This window comes from Acinetobacter sp. 70_2, assembly GCF_056736115.1.
The window spans coordinates 933,356-951,589 of sequence record NZ_JBWZIP010000015.1 but is presented as its reverse complement, the minus strand read 5'-3'; the positions used below and the strand labels follow the sequence as shown (position 1 = coordinate 951,589).

Genomic DNA, 18,234 nt, shown 5'->3' with positions numbered 1-18,234 from the left:
TTTATCAGCTTAATGGGACTTATGCTACTCCTGCAAAATCTCGCAGCATGGTAATAAAAATATCCTTTTGTTCCTCAGAATACTTTTTAAACACCTCATTTTGGTGGCTATCGGCAATATCAAACAAATACTGCGCCGTTTGTTTACCTTTCTCGGTCAGTGCGTACAAATTATCGTGATCGACCAGCAACCCTTCAAATTTTAGAATTTCAGCCGATCTTTCAACTTCCTGCATTGGCATAGCAATATCGCGCGGTAAATCTTCCTTACTTGAAGCAGTACCACTAGCCAAAACAAGTAAGAGACGTGATTCACTGGTACGGAACCCAGAAGCCATTTGCTTAGGAATATAGTCGGTTTGATAGGCTTTAAAAGCACGACTCATTAAATAGCAGACATTGTTATATAAGTGTCCATAATGTGTTTGGTCTACGCCGTTCTGTTCAGTTTGCTTAACTTGAAGGCTCGGATGCGGCATGACACAAGAATATGCGCCTTGATGGTAGACCAACGGGCTTCGGCCTTGGTCATGGAAACGAACCACTTTACCAACAATAATCCAGTGGTCACCACCTTCTATCACTTGATAGCGTTCGCACTCAAATACCGCAGAACAATTTTCTAAGATTGGTGCACGTCCTGCACCAAGTTGAAAATTGGTGTCTGCAAATTTATCAATATTGCGTCTCGAAAACTTATTAGACAGTTCAATTTGCGTGCCCGATAAAATATTGACTGCAAAATGTGTGGCTTGTTCAAATACTGAAAAACTTGACGATTTTTTATCAATACTCCACAAAATAAGCGGTGGGTCGAGCGATACCGAGTTAAAACTATTTGCAGTTACACCGACTTTCTCACCTTGTGCATTTTGTGCAGTAACAATGGTAACACCTGTTGCAAAATTTCCTAATGCTCGTCGGAACTGTAGTGGATCGACCGTAAACTCATCTATTTGTTGTAATACATTCATCATCTTTCTCCTAAACCTTCTCTTACATCCATATAAATCGCGAGAACATTAGATATCTAAAACTAATCTCGGTGTTTTAGAGCGCGAACAGCACACCAATATTTGTTCATTGCTGGCTTTTTCTTCATCAGTAAAATAAACATCTCGATGGTCAGGTTCACCTTCAATTACATCGCACATGCAGGTTCCGCATACGCCTTGCTCGCAAGACATTTCAATGTCGATGCCTTCTTTAGCCAAAGCCTGCAAAATGGTTTCGCCAGCTTCAACCATAATGATTTTTCCGCTACGCTCAGCCACCACCTCAAATGAATCTCCCGAGGTGTCAGTTTCAACTTGGAAATATTCTTTGTGGATTTGCTGCTCAGGAAAATCATGAGTTGTAGCAAGATTAATCACCCAGTCCATGAAACCGACTGGACCACAGGTGTAAATATGGCTTTCCGAGTCAATATCTTTAATGGCAGATTCAAAAAATGCTCGGTGGCTTGCACCTTCGGATTTAAAATGGAAGGTTGTATATTTTGCTAACTCACCATTTTTAATTTCATCAACAAAAGCACAGTGTTCAGGGCTAGCACCACAGTAGTGAAGCTCAAATGATTCACCTTCATGTGCAAGTTGATAGGCCATCGTGATTAACGGCGTAATTCCAATTCCACCGCCAATCAATACACTGTGTTTGGCTTTTAAAAGTGGAAATAAATTTTTTGGTTCACTGACCTGAATTTGCATGCCATCTTTAATTTCATCAAAAGCCGAGACTGAGCCACCACGAGATTCTGGGTCACGTAAAATTCCAAGGCGAAACTTACCTTCGTCATTTGGATTTTGGCAAAGTGAATACTGGCGTACCATACCATTTGGTAAGTGCACATCAATATGCGCACCCGCTTCAACTTTTGGTAATGTTGCAGAAGTTGCAGATTCAAATTCCATGACTGCAATATTTCCACCTTCCACATGGCGATTTTTAACGACAACATCATAAAGTGTAGTCATGATTTACTCCCTTTTCACGCGTAGCCTATTGGCTTAACGCATGAATAAACCACCGTTAATATCCCATGTTGCACCAGTCACAAACCCCGCATTTGGACTCGCAAGTAACCCACAAGTTTCAGCAATAAAATGCATACTTCCTAAGGCTTTAACCGGAATATTCTGGATGAACTGTTCCATTTTTTCGTCAGACACCACACTGTGAACGATGGGTGATTCCATTGGTCCCGGTGCAACCGCATTGACCGTTACACCTTTTGCCGCAAACTCTTTGGCAAAAATCTTGGTTAAAGTCACAATGGCACCTTTGGTTGCCGCATAGTGTGCACCCGTTGCAGTGCCACCGTTTTGCCCCGCTAAAGACGCCATATTAATGATGCGTCCATAGCCTTTTTTAGCCATATATTGGCCAATAATTTGGCAAGCCTGAAAGGTGCCGCGTTGGTTGACTTGGGTCACCCAATCAAAATCAGCTGCGGTAATTTCTAATACTGGCGTTGCTTTGGTGACGGTGGCATTGTTAATCAACACATCAAGTTTAGAAAATTTCTCTTCAATCCATTGCACCGCTGCATGAAAATCTGCCTCAACTGAAATATCTAATTTCAAGGGAAACATATTTTGTGCATATTGACTTTGTGCCTTGGCGTTTTCGGCTTTTTCAAGCGTACTAGCTGACAAAATCACTTGATGGCCTTGGCTCGCAAAATATTCAGCAATGACATTACCGAGTCCAGAAGCAGCACCTGTCACTAAAACAACCTGTTTCATGTTACCGCTCCTAAAGAATGTAGCTAATACCAGCTAAGGTATCGGTTGAGTTAACCAAGTTAATGATTTTACGGTTAATCTTAAAACCAGTATCGGCATCACGAGTCAAATGGTAAGTAATATCTGCAGTGTAATGCTTGAGGTTTTCTTTACGGAATTCACGTAAGTTTTGAGCACAACGCAAAACGATTTCATTATCTTGGTCTTGAATAACACGTACACGAGAAACACTACGTACGGTATTTGCTTTAGGCGCTGTAGAAATCGCTTCTCCATTTTCCAGACGCTCGACACGTAAAGTACGCATATGATTATCGTCATAGGCATAATTTAGGTTGTTTTCGTAGTCAGTGAGGTTTGGGTCAATTGGAATGATATAGACACCTTTTTCATTCCATAAATTGAGCCATTCACGGTATTCACTGTGGTCTAACATGTCTGCTTCAGCCCAGATGAAAGCAGTGACTTCATTTAATAATTGCAGATTCATATTCATTGCTCTCTCCTTAAGCCGTCATCATCTTTTTCCACTGCTGATATGCAGCACGCATACCTGTTTCAGCACTGACATCACTTTTTAAGCCATCTTCGGTTTTGACTTCGCCTGGTAAACCACGGTTGAGCATGATCCATAAATCATTGCCAGCATTGGCGCCGTGTTGTACGCGTTCCCAAGCTTCTGAGTCATCTGGCGTACCAAAACCAAATGGGCCTTGGAAATGTTCATGCAAACGTAGGCGATATTGGTTGGCAATTTGCGGACCACCGTCCATGGTAATTACCGAGTGATGAATTTCTGTTTCAGCAACTGAAATTGGCTGTAATACACGGAAGAAGGCCATCGAACATGCGATGTTTGGAAATAAATTTAAGTTAAAGCCAGAACCACCCACTGCACGAACAATACGGCGTACCTCTAATTCTTCATGTCCTTCATCACGCAAAGCTTGAGCCAAGTCTTCGAAACGCTCTTGAATTGGACGTTCCATGAGCTCTTCATCTAAATCGACTAGTTCAGGAATCATCACCATTACACTGTGACCATTTCCTAAGTCTTCAACAAAGCCCGGCTGATTTTCGAAGTTAAAGAGTTCTTCGGTTTTTTCATCTACAGAACTTAAGAATGACTTGTGTACCAATGGGAAGTGATAGGCATCGGTGGTATTTTCAAGCTGGATTTTCCAGTTACCCGGGAAACGGAAACGGTGTTCGCCCAACACTTTAATTGGATAACCCGCACCTTGTTTCATAAACAGGTCAATCCATTTTTTCGCCGGCCCAAGGAACTCTTCAAGCGGTTGAATGTCTTCTTTAAATGAAGCGAAGATCATGCCGTTATATTCTTCTACACGTAGGCTCACCAACGGTAATTCAGACTTATCTAAACAATCACCGTAACTTTCTGGAGATGGCACACCGCGTAAACTGCCATCAAGTGCATAACTCCAACCGTGGTAAGGACATACAAAACTATTGGTTTTTCCTTTTTTATGTTCGCATACGGTTGCGGCACGGTGACGGCAACGGTTTAAAAGTACATGGACTTTCTTTTTACGATCACGCACCACAACAACAGGTTGTTTACCAATGTTAATGGTTTTATAACTTCCACCTTCCGGAATTTCGCTGGCATGCGCAACCCACACCCAAGTGCTATAAAAGATTTTTTCCATTTCTTCATCAAAAATGCGTTCATCTTTATAAAGAGAAGTATGGGCACGGTCACTTTGAACCAAAGCATCGTAATCAGTGCCAATGTTATGCGTTGGGATAATACTGTTCATATCAATAGTCCTTTTAAATATGTCCTGGGTCATTCCTGGGAAGGTACCGGCAGTTCGGCTTCACTGTGCCAATGCGATACGGGACGACTGAAAATATTCTGTGTTTGGAAATGTTTAATTTTCCATGTTCCATCTGCTTGCTTTTGAAACTTCACGTTGAGCTTTGCTGTATTCAGATGACTACGGCCATCTTTAAAGGTTGAAGTTTGCAACATGAGCCAAGAAGCATTTGCATCATTTTGATTTACATAAATTTGTTCTGAATTTACAAAGTGTGCATTCATAACAAAGTGAGATTCTTTTTGGGTATAGCTTTTAAACATGTCGTAAATCGACTGCCAAGAATCATAACGGCCAAAAGATTTGGCATATTTCTCGCCAATACCTTCCCAAATACAGTCCTGATCAAAAAGATTCATTAACTCATCAAGGTCTGTATTTGCATTAAGCTCGTCGCAGATTTCCATATAACGGTTCAGGCAGTTACGAATTGCATTGTGCGCTTCTAACTGTTCTAGTCGCTTTATGATTTCTGCAATATTCACTTTGTCAGTCATTGCCATCGCCTTAACGTTGGATAATCAATTCACGCCCAACACGAGCTTCAACTTTGCAATATTTCCAAAGTTTGTATGGCCCTTCACCCACTACGGTCGTTCTAAACAAGTTACAAGCGGCATGTACGGTTTCAATATCCGGAACATCAGCAAGCAAGTAGGTTGTCCAAGGCCAACCAGCACTTGGACCAACCATGCTTTGGTCATCATCAAGATTTCCAAAAACATGTACGCCCGGTAAGTCATGAATGCCATTCCACATTTCACCAAACGCGGCCCAAACTGCTTTTGCTTCAGCAGGTTCCGCGTCAAAAAAGTTTTGGTTAATACCCATGCAGAACAAAACGCGTAATGTTTTTTTAGCTTCCATCTTAATATCCTTTTAAAAATTAAACTTATAAATAACCTGGGGTTGGCTTTAACCCGAAACTGATTGAGCCTGCATTTTGTAAAGTCGCATCGCCCATAAAGGCATGCTGAGTCACCACATTGGTGTCATTCACAAAACGGCTAAATGGATTGTTGGTATAGATCGCTGTCATGCCCGCGAGCATTTGCATTTTTCGGGTGACTTTGGCGCAAACTCGCGCTGCATGGGTACATGCCAGACGCATATCGCTAATTTGTTCAGCAGTTGCTTCACGACCAGCAATAATTTCATTCCAGACAATATCCATGGTTTGATAAAACCAAGATTTTGCAGCCTGAAACTCCGCATCTGCCTGAGCAAACTCATATTGAGTCACGGGGCGGTTTGCAATTTCTGACCCGCCAGTAATGGATGCTTTACCCGGTGCCAATTTTTCAAATTCTTCTAATGCGGCAGCGGCAACTCCAATACCTACTACGGTTAATACTTGAGTCGCTAAAGACAGTGACGGATATTTAAAAAATGGCTCGCTTAGTTTTGAAGGTTCACCACGTACAAAGGTCCATTTCTTTTCGACCAATACATCTTCGACCACCAAATCATGGCTTCCTGTACCTTTTAGGCCAACGGTGTCCCAAGTCATTTCGATTTTGGCTTTTTTGGCAGGCATCACTGCCATGCGAGGTAAGCCCTGCATTTCATTATTTTTTAGCGGTGAAATTCCCACGCCAACAATGTCGGCTCCCATACAACCGCTTGAGAATTTCCAACGTCCACGAACTACGACACCTTCATCAGTAATTTCAGCTGGTTGTGGTGGGAAAATACCTCCAGCAAATACAACATCTGGCCCGTTTTGATACAACTCTTTAAGCGTTTCTTCTGGCAAACTTCCTAAATAGGCAGGGCTCATACCGAAACTTGCCACCCAACCGACTGAACCATCAGCTTTAGATAAAGTTTCGATCAATTCACAAAACTGCCGAGGAGACCATTCTTCACCGCCAAAACGTTTAGGCACCAAGGCACGATAAACACCAATCTGTTTAAGTTTTTCGATAATGTCTTGGCTCACATACGCCTGATTATCAAATTCACCTGTACAGGCACGCTCACGAATTTCTTGGCACAAAGCATCTAAGTCAACTGCTTTGTCTTGAGAAACAAACTCCATTTTAGACAACTTATTCATCATCTAACTCCTTGTAATTTATTGCATTGCATCAACACAAAATTTAGCTATAGCGCATAATTGCTCATCTTTTTGATACTTTGATACGATCTGTAAGCCCACAGGTAAACCTTCACTGGTTTCAAGTGGCACTGAAATGGCGGGATGTCCTGATAAATTAAATGGTCGAACTAAAGCTGTAAGATTCAAAAACGCGACTGTGTTTTCAGCTTCAGAAACTTTCGGTGGAATTTGCGGAAGTGTCGGTAGAACCAATGCATCATATTTTTCTAATAAAGCATCGAGTTCTTGAGTCAGTTGCGCTCTCACAACTTCGGCTTGTTTTACTTGTTCTAAAGTGGTGTGTGCTGCTTTTAATAAACGACCATTTACATCAGAACCAATTAAACCTGTTTTGGTTAACTCACCAAAAGCTTGCCAATTTTCATAATTAATAATCTGCATGCCTGCGTCATAAGCCGCATCAAAATGTTCAACTTTTTCTGAAGTGGTCTGTAAATTGGCTTTTTGAAGTGCTTGATGAATACAGTTCCAAACAACCTCATCTGCTTTTACATCGAGAACAGCAATTTTTGGTGCGCTAGTACATTGAATAGGTTTGAAAGTTGGATCAATAATTTGCATGGCCTTTTCAATCATCTCGACTGAATTTGCAAAAGGACCAACACAATCTAAAGAACTTGACGGCGGATATACGCCTTTTCTGCTCACACGACCAAAAGTTGGTTTTAAACCAAAAACTCCGCAGCACGCAGCGGGCATACGAATAGAGCCGCCAGTGTCGGTACCTAGAGTAAAGTCAGCTTGTTTAGCAGCAACTGCCGCAGCCGAACCACTCGAAGATCCGCCTGGAATAAGTTCAGGATATTTAGGGTTGATAGGTGTACCAAAAGCGTGGTTAATACCTGTAATTCCAAAAGCCAATTCGTGCAAGTTCGTTTTCGCAATAATTTCACAGTCTGCTTTTAGAATGTTTTTAACCACCTCGGCATCATCTTGAGCAGGTTCAACATTTAATAAAGCTCGACTACCAGCAATGGTTTTTAGACCTTGAATATCAATTGTGTCCTTGACCATCACCTTGAGCTTGCCACTTCCTTTGTGCACGCTTTGGCTAACAATATTCATTCACTTTTCCATGTATTTTTATTCATCAGTCAAAATATCGGAAAATTTAATGGAATTGTCAAGTATTTTTTATAATTTGTTCTCAAGGAAATATCCAAAATTTTGTTTATAATAGGATTACCCTTTTTTCACTAAGTTATTGCTTAGCTATGCTTGATCATTTAGAACAATTTCTTCCTAATAAAGAACCGTCGAGTATTCAAAACTTCCCTTTTTTTTGGGTTTCCCAAGTTAACGGAAAATATTCACAACTCATTGAAAAATCAATAAAAAAACTAGGTATTGATAATACACGCCGTAAAATCATTTTAAGTACTAATGCTTTGGGTGAAGCCAGTATTACCGATATCGCTAATCTTTCTACCTTAAAGTTAACTACGGCAACAAAAGCTGTATATCGCTTAGTAGAAGATGGAATTGTCGAGGTCTACTCGTCTACCACCGATGAACGAATTTCGATGGTGAAATTAACTCCCAAAGGTGTCGAGCTGGTTGAACAGATTAATCAAATTAGTGTGGTTACCTTGGCAGGCATCCTAAATGCTTTTTCAGAAGATGAGCTTCACAATTTAAATCACCAGTTAAAAAAATTATTTGATCTCATGCCATCAAGTTGATTATTTGACTTGATATCGGGTTAGATACGCTCAAGAGCAGCCTGAAAATAGTTCTTCTTTTCTCGCTGCTCTTTATCAAAATAAGTTTTAATATTAAAAAATAAATAAAAATCAGTTTCTTAATTCAATAAATTATTACTATCTGTTTACTTAACATACTTTTTAGGTATTCTAACATACTCAATAAGTAATGGAATTTTACATATAAAAAGAAAATAATAATTCCATGATCTTTAAAAACCCATTAACTCCTAATTGGGTTTAGACACACTCTTCCGGTCTGTACGAGACCAAACTACTCATTTCTAGCCGATTTATTATTCTTATCTAAAGGGGGAAATATCGAAAACTTCAGAGGAATAATAAAAGTTAGATATCAATTTCTTTAAGCGTTTTATACATAAGGATTAAGTGTATGAACCAAAGTAATATCGCTGTTGAAAGGACACAAAAGAAAACCAATGCATATGCATGGTACGTGGTCATACTTTGTATGTTGGCCTATATATTTTCATTCATTGATCGCCAAATTCTGGCACTTATGATCGAGCCGATCAAAGCCGATCTTCAACTTTCAGATACCCAGTTTAGCCTATTACATGGCCTTGCCTTTTCACTGTTTTATGCCGTAATGGGTTTACCTTTAGCCTATATTGCCGACCGTTTCTCACGCCCAAAGCTTATTTCAATCGGCATTATTGTCTGGAGTTTGGCAACAGCCACTTGTGGTTTAAGTAAAAACTTTATTCAACTATTTTTAAGTCGTATGGCTGTTGGTGTAGGCGAAGCTGCCTTATCTCCTGCTGCATATTCAATGTTTAGTGACATGTTTAGTAAGGACAAACTGGGCCGTGCTGTCGGGATCTATTCTGTTGGAGCGTTTTTAGGTGGCGGTATTGCCTTTTTAGTCGGCGGTTATGTCATTAATTTACTTAAAGGCGTGACTTTAATTCAAGTTCCTTTATTAGGCGCACTTAAGGCATGGCAAATCGCTTTTTTAGTGGTAGGTTTACCCGGCATCATTATTGGTTTGTTATTTATTCTGACGGTTAAAGACCCAGCACGTAAAGGTCAGCAGCTCAACCAAAACGGGCAAGTTGATCAAGTTAAATTCACACAATGTCTTCAGTTTATTAAAAAGCATTCGAAAACCTTTGCCTGTCACTATTTAGGTTTTACCTTCTATGCTATGGCGCTCTACAGCCTAACTAGTTGGACACCCGCATTTTATATCCGAAAGTTTCAACTCGCGCCGACTGAAACAGGCTATATGCTCGGCACAATTCTGTTAATTGCAAATACATTAGGGGTGTTTTGTGCAGGTTGGTTAAATGATTGGTTTATCAAAAAAGGACGCCAAGATGCTCCAATGATTACAGGTGTGATTGGTATTGTTGGTCTTATTATTCCAATTTCGTTTTTTACCCAAACAGACCAACTCTGGCTTTCAGTGAGCCTACTCGTTCCAGCAATGTTCTTTGCATCGTTCCCTCTAGTGATTTCCGCAACAGCCTTACAAATGTTAGCGCCAAATCAATTTAGAGCACGCCTTTCAGCTCTCTTCCTTTTGATCAGTAACTTAATTGGGCTTGGTATTGGCACAACACTGGTCGCAATCATTACAGATAAAGTTTTTGCTAATCCTTTAATGGTTGGCTCATCTTTATCTATTGTCGGCGGGTTCTCTTGTGTGCTGGCTTTAATTTTACTTTTCAAAGGCTGCAAATTCTTTAGTGAAAGCATGAAGCTTGAAAAATTAAATTAATTGAAGAAATCACCCGCTATTTAACAGTGCTCCCTTTAAGAACTTAGGGAGTACTACACAAATATTTCACAATACGTAATGCCTAGGACTGGCGCATAGATTTTGGAAATGGATTATGGAATTATTACACCGCTTTAAACCGCAGCCTTTAGCTATAGCAACTTTAGTATTGATGTGTGGCAATTCATGGGCTGCAAACCCGAATCAGCAAACTGAAGATGAATGGAAATTCACTTTAAAAAATGCCTATATCAACCGCGATTTTGACAACGATGCACTCAAAGATACTGGCAGTTGGTCTCAGGCAGCCTCTTTATTTTATAAGTCGAAAATGCATGACACTCCACTGCAAATTGCAGATAAGCCTATTACGATTGGGGCTGATGCATCTGTTCAATACGCTGTTCGTTTGAGTTCAGATAAACATGTCGCCGATACAGTTTTGCCTTTTAATAAAGAAACACAATCTCAGGCATCTGACTATTTAAAATACGGTGCCACATTAAAACTTGGCTATGACAAAACACTTTTAAGTGTAGGTGAGCTTTGGTTGGATTTACCCGTAACTGCTGTCGATGCCAGTCGTCAGTTACTTACTTCGTATTGGGGAACCAATCTTAAATCACAACTTTCAGATCAACTCTATGCCGAAATTGGTCGGGTTGAAAAAGTCTCGCCACGAAATGAAGAAGACTTTAAAAAGTTTTCTTTCACTGCAAATGGAATTACTAAAGAATCTGATGGTTTGAATTATATTGACCTGCGTTATCAATTTACGCCGTCTTTAAAGGGTGAATATTACTTTGGTAATTTAGAGGATCTGTATAACAAGCATTATGTGGGACTTGAGCATACATGGAAGCAGCCAACTTTTGCCCTAACTTCCAAGTTTAAATACTTCAATGCCAAAGATGATGGCAATACTTTTGATATCGATGCGCAGAACATTGGATTACTTGAAACCGTTAAAGTAAAAAACCACACATTTGGCTTGGGTTACCAACAGATTATTGGTGAATCAGCTTATCCACTACCAGATGGCTTCTTACCTGAAACCTATTTCATTAACTGGAACGCCACTGGATTCTTTAAAGAAGATGAAAAGTCTTACCATGTGATGTACGGCTACGACTTTAAGGACTATGTACCAGGCTTAAATGCGATGGTGAAATATGTTTATGGCCATGACTTCAAGGCAGCCAATGGCGAGAAAAATCACGAAACTGAGTCGAATGTGATTTTGAACTATGCGTTTCAGCAGCCGTTCTTAAAAGGCGTTGCCCTGCAATATATTCGTATTGATTACAACGTCAAACATGGCAATGACTTTGGTGAAGACCGTTTATTTGTCAATTACACCAAGAAGTTCTAAAAATAAAAAAATTACCCCCTAAAATTTAGGGGGTAATTTTTATCCTAATTTATTGACCAACCTTAAAGGCAAAACCTTCATTGCAATACTCATCGGTAACCATGGCCACTGTGGTACATAAGCTTTCACTGGTTGTTTTTCGATAGCTTTGACAAGTGCTTTGCACCCTGTTTTAGCATCGACTTCAAATGGCAAGTGTTTAGCACCTTCATTCATTTCAGTACGAATGTAACCCGGGAAAATTGTAGAAACTTTAATTGGCGTATCCAGTAATTCAGCACGAATACCTTCAGCCAAGTGAGCAACCGCAGCTTTACTTGCTGCATAGGTCGATAAATGTTTTGGTAATCCACGCATGGCACTCATAGATGACATCACCACCAAATGACCTGCGTTTTGCTCTCTAAAAATTTCAACCGCCGCTTCACACTGCGCTAAGGCAGAAATAAAGTTGGTTTCAGCGGTGGCTTTGTTAATTTCAAAATTGCCTTTACCAATACGACGACCATTTCCGACTCCAGCATTGACAATAATTCGGTCCAAATAACCAAACTCTTGCTTAAATGCACGAAAAACTTCGAAAACCTGATCGTAATGAGTCACATCTAGACTCTTTGCAATCACCTGAATGCCATATTCATTTTCAAGTTCGGTTTTTAAAGTCTCTAATCGATCTAGACGGCGTGCACAAATCGCCAAGTTATAGCCTTTCGCGGCAAATTCATGAGCCATACCCGCGCCCAGACCAGAACTTGCACCTGTAATTAAAATTGTCTTTGCCATGCTTTTATCCTTATTTTTAAATCCATGTCAGTAAATCTGGACGCTCAGCTTTTATAAAATGATGTTCATTTAAACTTAAAACTTGAGCTTCATTTCCAACTAAACGTAAAGTGGTGAGACTTGTATTGGTAATTGCCCAGTTCAAGGCAAAAGTTCGATTTGGACTCAGTTCAAGTAGTTTGCCAATTGCTACAGAAATCACACCACCAGAGGTAAAAACGACTGCATAACGAGGTTTGGTTTTTGCCAATTCATCACAAAGTTGTTGTAGTGCTGTTTCAACTCTGTCTTTAAAATGCGGCCATGACTCATCATATTCATGATGAAAATCGCCATCTGTCCATCGTCCAATTGCGCCTTCAAATATTTTGGCAAGATATGCACGCGGGTTCTGTTCTTGTGCTACGTCAGCTTTTAACAATTCCGGTTGTTCAAAACGCGGTTCATAGCGTGCAAAAACCTGCTGATGGTTAAACTCGTTCCATAAACTATTGTGATTAATCACTGCATCTGGAAAGCATTCATTTAATGCGAGTTGTGCAGTTTGCTCGTGGCGCTGCATGGTACCTGCAACAACATAGGGTTGTTCTTTCAATATTTGTTTAAAATAACGACCTAATAAAGTCGCTTGAGCCTCACCATTTTCAGACAACTCATCATAATTACTTTTCCCAAATGATGCCTGTCCATGTCTTACCAGATAAATTGTGGTCATTTTCTTAAAATACCCTGTATTTTCTGTAGAGATTGCTGAGCAAATTCCGATTCTTGAATTTTTTGCTGCCCAATAAGTTTTAAAGCTCTGATATGTAACGCATGAATGACGATCCAGAAATCTTTAAAAGCTGGATTTCGCGTTTGTTTATGGTAATAGCGGTAGTAAATTTGCTGAGCAATCACTGCTAAACGGAATACGCCAAATACCTCGTAAAAAGCCCAATTTTGAGGGTTCAAACCTGTTTTTTGTAGGTAATAATCAACAACTTCTTTACGAGAGAACATTCCCTTCAAATGGGTAGGCTGACGGCGTGTCGATCTGAAAATCATATTATCCGTAGGTTCAACCCAATAGGCTAAAGCACTGCCTAAATCCATTAATGGATCACCCAAGGTTGCCATTTCCCAATCCAGCACGCCAATCACTTCAGTTGGATGCTCTGGATCTAAAATCACATTATCAAAACGCCAATCGTTATGAATAATACAAGTCGTGGAATCTTGAGGGACATTATCTTTCAACCATTTTCGAACATATTTAAATGAAGGAACGTTGAGCGTTCGGACCTTTTCATAACGCTTATCCCAACCTTCGACTTGTCTACGACAATATCCTGTACCTTTGCCCAGTTCAGCTAAGGGCGTGTTTTCATAAGGAACTTGGTGTAATTCAATAAGCTTATCAAGCACATTTACACAAAGTTGGTGAACATCCTCTTCATTAAATCTAAGCTCGGGCGGCAATTTTGCACGAGGAATAATTCCCTCAATGCGCTCCATGACATAAAAATCACAGCCAATGACTGTTTCATCCTGACAAAGTGTGACCATTTTAGGAAGCACCGGATAATAAGGCGCAAGATTTTTTTGCACCATATATTCACGGGCCATATCATGAGCCGACTTCGCTTTTGTTCCTTTTGGAGGACGTCGTAAAATTAAATCGGTATTTTCATACTTTAAACGATAAGTCCAATTTGAAGCACCACCTGTATATTGAGTAACAGCTGCTGAGCCGATCAACTCAACACCTTGGCTCTTTAACCAGCTTTCAACTGCTCCAATATCAAGTTCTTCACCTTCACGTACTTCACCGCCTATATCAATTACCGACATTCTAATTTCCTTTAAACTTATACTTTCTTATGACGACCGTAACCACGTTTGGCTAACTCTAATTTGGCAATCATGCCTTTATGTACTTCATCTGGACCATCAGCTAAACGTAAACTGCGTGCTTGAGCAAAGAAACCTGTTAATGGTGTATCTCTTGAAACGCCCGCGCCACCATGTAGCTGAATCGCCATGTCGACTACTTTTTCTAAAACACTTGGAGCCACCACTTTAATTGCAGATATTTCTGTTAAAGCGGCCATATTTCCTAAAGTATCCATTTTATAGGCTGCATACAAGGTTAAAAGCCGAGCTTGATCTATCGCTACCCGTGCATCAGCTACCCGTTCGAGGTTCCCACCGAGTTTTAAAATTTCTTTGCCAAACGCCGTTCTAGACATACCACGGTCAATCATCAGTTCTAAAGCTTTTTCAGCAGCCCCAATACAGCGCATGCAATGGTGAATACGTCCCGGCCCTAAGCGGCCTTGAGCAATTTCAAAACCTTGACCTGCACCACCAATAAAGTTATCAAGAGGCACTCGAACATTATTAAAATGAACTTCACCATGTCCATGCGGCGCATCGTAGTCGCCAAACACTGGTAACATACGCTGAATTTCTACACCCGCTGTATCAATAGGCACTAAAACCATAGAGTGTTGATGATGACGGTCTTTGCTTTCATCTGGGGTATGAGCCATAAAAATAATGACTTTGGCATTTGGGTCACCTAAACCAGACGACCACCACTTTTTGCCATTTAAAACAATTTCATTACCTTCTATGAGTGCAGTAGCTTGCATATTTGTTGCATCACTTGAAGCAACGTCTGGTTCAGTCATACAAAAAACCGAGCGAATTTTTCCGTCCAATAAAGGCTGTAGCCATTGCTGTTTTTGCTGTTCACTGCCATAGCGCCATAACAATTCCATATTCCCTGTGTCAGGTGCATTACAGTTAAAAACGGTAGGTGCCAATAAACTACGACCAGTCAATTCGGCTATGTGTGCATATTCTTGAACTGATAACCCTGCACCGAGTTTGTCATCTGGTAAAAACATATTCCAAAGACCAGCTTGCTTCGCTTTAGATTTCAGCGTTTCTAGAAGTGCTGGCCACTGCCATTTTTTCCAGTTTCCATCCGGATTTAGCTCATGAACTTCTTCCCAAAATTTTGCTTCAACAGGTTCTATTTCTTCTTGAATAAATTTTCTTGTTCGCTCGACAAAATCTTGAGCTGTTTTTGAAAGTTCAAACATTATTTTTTTCCTTTACATCATTATCTGGTCTTTACATCAACATAACTTGAAACTTAATATGAATGAAATGATTTTATTAAATAACACATCATGAATAATATTCATAACCTGCATGGCCTAGACTTAAGTTTTTTTCACCGAATTGATATCAATTTATATCCGCTATTTATCGCAATTTATGAGCAAAAAAGTATTTCAAATGCAGCAAGCAGTCTCAATATTACACAGTCAGCAGCAAGTCATGCTTTACAGCGTTTACGTCAGCAACTTGAAGATGATGTATTCATACGAGTAGGCAATAAAATGTCTGCAACGCCTTTTGCAGAACAGATTTATCCAACTGTTAAGCAAGCACTTTTAACGATTCAAAATATTAGCCAACAGAAACATGTCTTTGATCCAACCAGTTTAAAAAGCTTAAAAATCGCCGTTCATGATGAGATTGAACCGATTATTCTTCCAAGGCTTGCTCAACATTTTCAAAATCTTAATTTAGATTTGCAGTTTGTCAGTATGAAGCTAGATCGAAAACATATTATGGCTGACTTGGCAACGCAGCAGCTCGATTTCGTCATTGACCTAGAACAATACTTATCTCCAAAAATTACCTTTGATCATTTGGTAACAGATGAGTTCGTCATTTGCAGCCAACTTAAAGAAGTCGATTTATCTCGTTATATTAATGGACGACACATTGGTGTTTCATCACGCCGTACGGGCGCTTTGCTTGAAGATATTTATTTGAACCAGCATCAAAAAATTTCAAGAAATGTATTTATGCGCTGTCAAAACTACTCAACGGCGTTACAAGTTCTGGCGGCTCAACCCAACGCAATATTGACCATGCCTCGTATGATTTTGCAGCATTTATCTTATAGTCCTGAAATTTGCTTACATTCGCTGCCTTTTGAGATAACCAATATTAAAATGGGTATGTTTTGGCACGAAGATTTAAGGGATAATTTAAGACATCAATTTTTGCGACATGAAATTATTAAACTTTTTCAGTAAAGCAAATTGATCTACTAAGCTTCTATCCTACAAGGACCAGTAATGAGTAAAGATGAACGGATAATCCAGAATCAGGACAACAAAAAAACGATTCGTCATGAAGATTACATTGCTGGCATCGGTAAAGGCATGGCAATTTTAGATAGCTTTAGCAGTAATCAACATCGTTTAAACATTTCTATGGCGGCTGAAAAAACCGGGCTTACCCGAGCGGCAGCAAGACGTCATTTATTAACTTTAGAATATTTAGGTTATCTTGAGTCAGATGGCCACTATTACTATTTAACTCCGAAAGTTCTTAAATTTTCAGGAGCTTATTTGGGTGCAGCTCAGCTTCCGAAAGTGTCTCAGCCTTTATTAAATCTGTTAACTAACCAAACTTCACTTATTTATTCGGTGATGGTACTTGATGGTTATGAAGCCATTACCATTGCCCGTAGTGCTGCCCACCAACAAACTGACCGTGTAAATCCATACGGCTTACATTTGGGTAACCGCTTACCTGCTCATGCAACCTCGGCAGGTAAAATTTTACTGGCACATTTAAGCCAAGAAGAACAATTGGACTGGCTCCAAAAATATCCTCTTCAACGTTTGACCAAGTATACGCATGTCGAAAATGATAAATTTTTAGAGTTACTACAAGAGATTCGAGAACAAGATTGGTGTTATTCACGTGAAGAACACGAATTAGGCGTTCATGCGCTCGCCGTACCAATTTATGGACAAGACTTTAAAGTTGTTGCAGCTTTAAATATTGTCTCTCCAACCATGAAAACAACCGAAGAATATTTAGTTCAACACATTTTGCCTTTATTGCAAGAGACTTCGAGGGATCTAAGACAAGTTCTTTAAATCTTGCCTAGGCTATTTCCACAAGATTAATTTTATTTCTGCTTAGGCTATTTAGAGTATGAAAACGATCCAAAATAAATGCTTAGGCTATTTCTAAAAGTAATTGAAAGGAATTTTCAAATAGCGGATGCCATTCGCTTCAGGTTCCGGAAAATTTCCACCATTCATATTAATTTGAATTGAAGGCAGAATTAATTTTGGCATTGCCAAAGTTGCATCTCGTTCTTGGCGCATTTTTATGAATGATTCTTTGGAAACGCGTCGATTTAAATGAATATTGCTTTGCTTTTGAGTTCTAATATCTGTTTGACAGACATATTCATCACGGCCTTCGGGCTTATAGTCATGGCATAGAAACATACGCCTGTCGTCGGGAAGTGTATAAAGTTTTTGTACCGAATCATAAAGCTCAGCAGCACTTCCTTTAGGAAAATCGCATCTAGCCGAACCATAATCAGGCATAAATAAAGTATCCCCGACAAAAACAGTATCACCAATCACATAGCTTAAGCAAGCTGGCGTATGCCCGGGTGTAGGAATGTTATAGGCTTCTATCTCCCCTATTTTGAAATGTTCATAATCTTCAAACAAATAATCAAAGGGCTGATTTTCATTAAATTTCTTAAAATCAAAATTATAGATAGCAGAAAATGTTTCTTGTACGATTGAAATTTTTTGACTAATTGCAATTGTACCGCCCAATTTAGATTTTAAATATTGGGCAGCAGTCATATGGTCGGCATGTACATGGGTTTCTAAAATCCATTGCACTTTAAAGTTTTGCGCCAAGACATAATCGATAATCAGATCCGCATTAGTCGTTTTTGTAGTGGCCGATGCGGCGTCGTAGTCAAGCACACTATCAATAATCGCGCATTGACGAGTCGCTAAATCTGCAACAACATAGCTAAAAGTATTGGTGTTTTCATCAAAAAAATCTTTTACTAGAGGTCGTTGCATAG

Annotated in this window: 19 protein-coding genes; 5 read left to right on the top strand and 14 right to left on the bottom strand. The window is 39.7% G+C overall.

All coding sequences use genetic code 11. From position 1 onward, the window contains the following. Window positions 1-19: 19 nt before the first annotated feature. Genes AC1PJ9_RS13485 through AC1PJ9_RS13445 form a run of 9 tightly spaced genes read right to left on the bottom strand, consistent with a single transcriptional unit; the run spans window position 20 to window position 7,777 of the window. Entirely contained in the window at window positions 20-976 is a 957-nt protein-coding gene (locus AC1PJ9_RS13485; RefSeq protein ID WP_081399139.1) for a p-hydroxyphenylacetate 3-hydroxylase reductase component, read from the bottom strand. A 45-nt stretch (window positions 977-1,021) separates the two neighbouring features. Then, the gene (locus tag AC1PJ9_RS13480) at window positions 1,022-1,975 is read right to left on the bottom strand and encodes a PDR/VanB family oxidoreductase (protein ID WP_100193537.1); all 954 of its coding nucleotides are present in this window, start codon (window positions 1,973-1,975) and stop codon (window positions 1,022-1,024) included. Between the two features lie 33 nt (window positions 1,976-2,008). Continuing rightward, window positions 2,009-2,746, bottom strand: coding sequence for an SDR family NAD(P)-dependent oxidoreductase (locus AC1PJ9_RS13475; protein WP_049836819.1), 738 nt, complete (start codon window positions 2,744-2,746; stop codon window positions 2,009-2,011). Between the two features lie 10 nt (window positions 2,747-2,756). Continuing rightward, window positions 2,757-3,242: an aromatic-ring-hydroxylating dioxygenase subunit beta gene (locus tag AC1PJ9_RS13470; protein ID WP_005040195.1), complete on the bottom strand. Its 486-nt coding sequence runs from the start codon at window positions 3,240-3,242 to the stop codon at window positions 2,757-2,759. Window positions 3,243-3,252: 10 nt separating this feature from the next. Then, window positions 3,253-4,530, bottom strand: coding sequence for an aromatic ring-hydroxylating oxygenase subunit alpha (locus AC1PJ9_RS13465; protein ID WP_033847177.1), 1,278 nt, complete (start codon window positions 4,528-4,530; stop codon window positions 3,253-3,255). Window positions 4,531-4,559: 29 nt separating this feature from the next. Further along, entirely contained in the window at window positions 4,560-5,093 is a 534-nt protein-coding gene (locus tag AC1PJ9_RS13460; protein ID WP_311087513.1) for a nuclear transport factor 2 family protein, read from the bottom strand. Window positions 5,094-5,097: 4 nt separating this feature from the next. Further along, complete coding sequence (locus AC1PJ9_RS13455; RefSeq protein ID WP_057222016.1) at window positions 5,098-5,457, bottom strand: hypothetical protein; 360 nt, start codon at window positions 5,455-5,457, stop codon at window positions 5,098-5,100. A 25-nt stretch (window positions 5,458-5,482) separates the two neighbouring features. Then, the gene (locus AC1PJ9_RS13450) at window positions 5,483-6,631 is read right to left on the bottom strand and encodes an acyl-CoA dehydrogenase family protein (RefSeq protein ID WP_119685114.1); all 1,149 of its coding nucleotides are present in this window, start codon (window positions 6,629-6,631) and stop codon (window positions 5,483-5,485) included. A gap of 36 nt (window positions 6,632-6,667) precedes the next feature. Then, a complete protein-coding gene (locus AC1PJ9_RS13445) occupies window positions 6,668-7,777 on the bottom strand; it encodes an amidase (RefSeq protein WP_311087512.1) in 1,110 nt (369 codons plus the stop codon). Between the two features lie 149 nt (window positions 7,778-7,926). Between AC1PJ9_RS13445 and AC1PJ9_RS13440 the strand changes: the two genes are divergently transcribed. From AC1PJ9_RS13440 to AC1PJ9_RS13430, 3 genes are all read left to right on the top strand, one after another. After that, a complete protein-coding gene (locus tag AC1PJ9_RS13440) occupies window positions 7,927-8,394 on the top strand; it encodes a MarR family winged helix-turn-helix transcriptional regulator (RefSeq protein WP_004701395.1) in 468 nt (155 codons plus the stop codon). A 415-nt stretch (window positions 8,395-8,809) separates the two neighbouring features. Beyond that, window positions 8,810-10,159 carry a spinster family MFS transporter gene (locus AC1PJ9_RS13435; protein WP_311087511.1) on the top strand — a complete coding sequence of 450 codons (1,350 nt, stop codon included), beginning with the start codon at window positions 8,810-8,812 and terminating at the stop codon, window positions 10,157-10,159. Between the two features lie 115 nt (window positions 10,160-10,274). Then, window positions 10,275-11,531 carry an OprD family outer membrane porin gene (locus AC1PJ9_RS13430; protein WP_311087510.1) on the top strand — a complete coding sequence of 419 codons (1,257 nt, stop codon included), beginning with the start codon at window positions 10,275-10,277 and terminating at the stop codon, window positions 11,529-11,531. A 39-nt stretch (window positions 11,532-11,570) separates the two neighbouring features. Here AC1PJ9_RS13430 and AC1PJ9_RS13425 read toward each other — a convergent pair whose 3' ends face one another. From AC1PJ9_RS13425 to AC1PJ9_RS13410, 4 genes are read right to left on the bottom strand one after another with little or no spacing between them, the layout of a single operon-like run. Continuing rightward, the gene (locus tag AC1PJ9_RS13425; protein ID WP_005040180.1) at window positions 11,571-12,314 is read right to left on the bottom strand and encodes an SDR family oxidoreductase; all 744 of its coding nucleotides are present in this window, start codon (window positions 12,312-12,314) and stop codon (window positions 11,571-11,573) included. 16 nt (window positions 12,315-12,330) lie between these two features. Beyond that, entirely contained in the window at window positions 12,331-13,029 is a 699-nt protein-coding gene (locus tag AC1PJ9_RS13420) for a histidine phosphatase family protein (RefSeq protein WP_005040177.1), read from the bottom strand. After that, window positions 13,026-14,147 carry a phosphotransferase family protein gene (locus AC1PJ9_RS13415; RefSeq protein ID WP_311087509.1) on the bottom strand — a complete coding sequence of 374 codons (1,122 nt, stop codon included), beginning with the start codon at window positions 14,145-14,147 and terminating at the stop codon, window positions 13,026-13,028. The genes AC1PJ9_RS13420 and AC1PJ9_RS13415 overlap by 4 nt, the downstream gene beginning before the upstream one ends. 17 nt (window positions 14,148-14,164) lie before the next feature. Then, window positions 14,165-15,406, bottom strand: coding sequence for an acyl-CoA dehydrogenase family protein (locus AC1PJ9_RS13410; protein WP_311087508.1), 1,242 nt, complete (start codon window positions 15,404-15,406; stop codon window positions 14,165-14,167). 90 nt (window positions 15,407-15,496) lie between these two features. On the opposite strand from AC1PJ9_RS13410, the gene AC1PJ9_RS13405 reads away from it, so the two are divergent. Continuing rightward, complete coding sequence (locus tag AC1PJ9_RS13405) at window positions 15,497-16,417, top strand: LysR family transcriptional regulator (protein ID WP_311087507.1); 921 nt, start codon at window positions 15,497-15,499, stop codon at window positions 16,415-16,417. Between the two features lie 42 nt (window positions 16,418-16,459). After that, window positions 16,460-17,272, top strand: coding sequence for an IclR family transcriptional regulator PcaU (gene pcaU / locus AC1PJ9_RS13400; RefSeq protein ID WP_000030964.1), 813 nt, complete (start codon window positions 16,460-16,462; stop codon window positions 17,270-17,272). Between the two features lie 93 nt (window positions 17,273-17,365). On the opposite strand, the gene AC1PJ9_RS13395 is transcribed toward pcaU, so the two are convergent. Beyond that, complete coding sequence (locus tag AC1PJ9_RS13395; RefSeq protein ID WP_311087506.1) at window positions 17,366-18,232, bottom strand: MBL fold metallo-hydrolase; 867 nt, start codon at window positions 18,230-18,232, stop codon at window positions 17,366-17,368. Window positions 18,233-18,234: the final 2 nt, after the last annotated feature.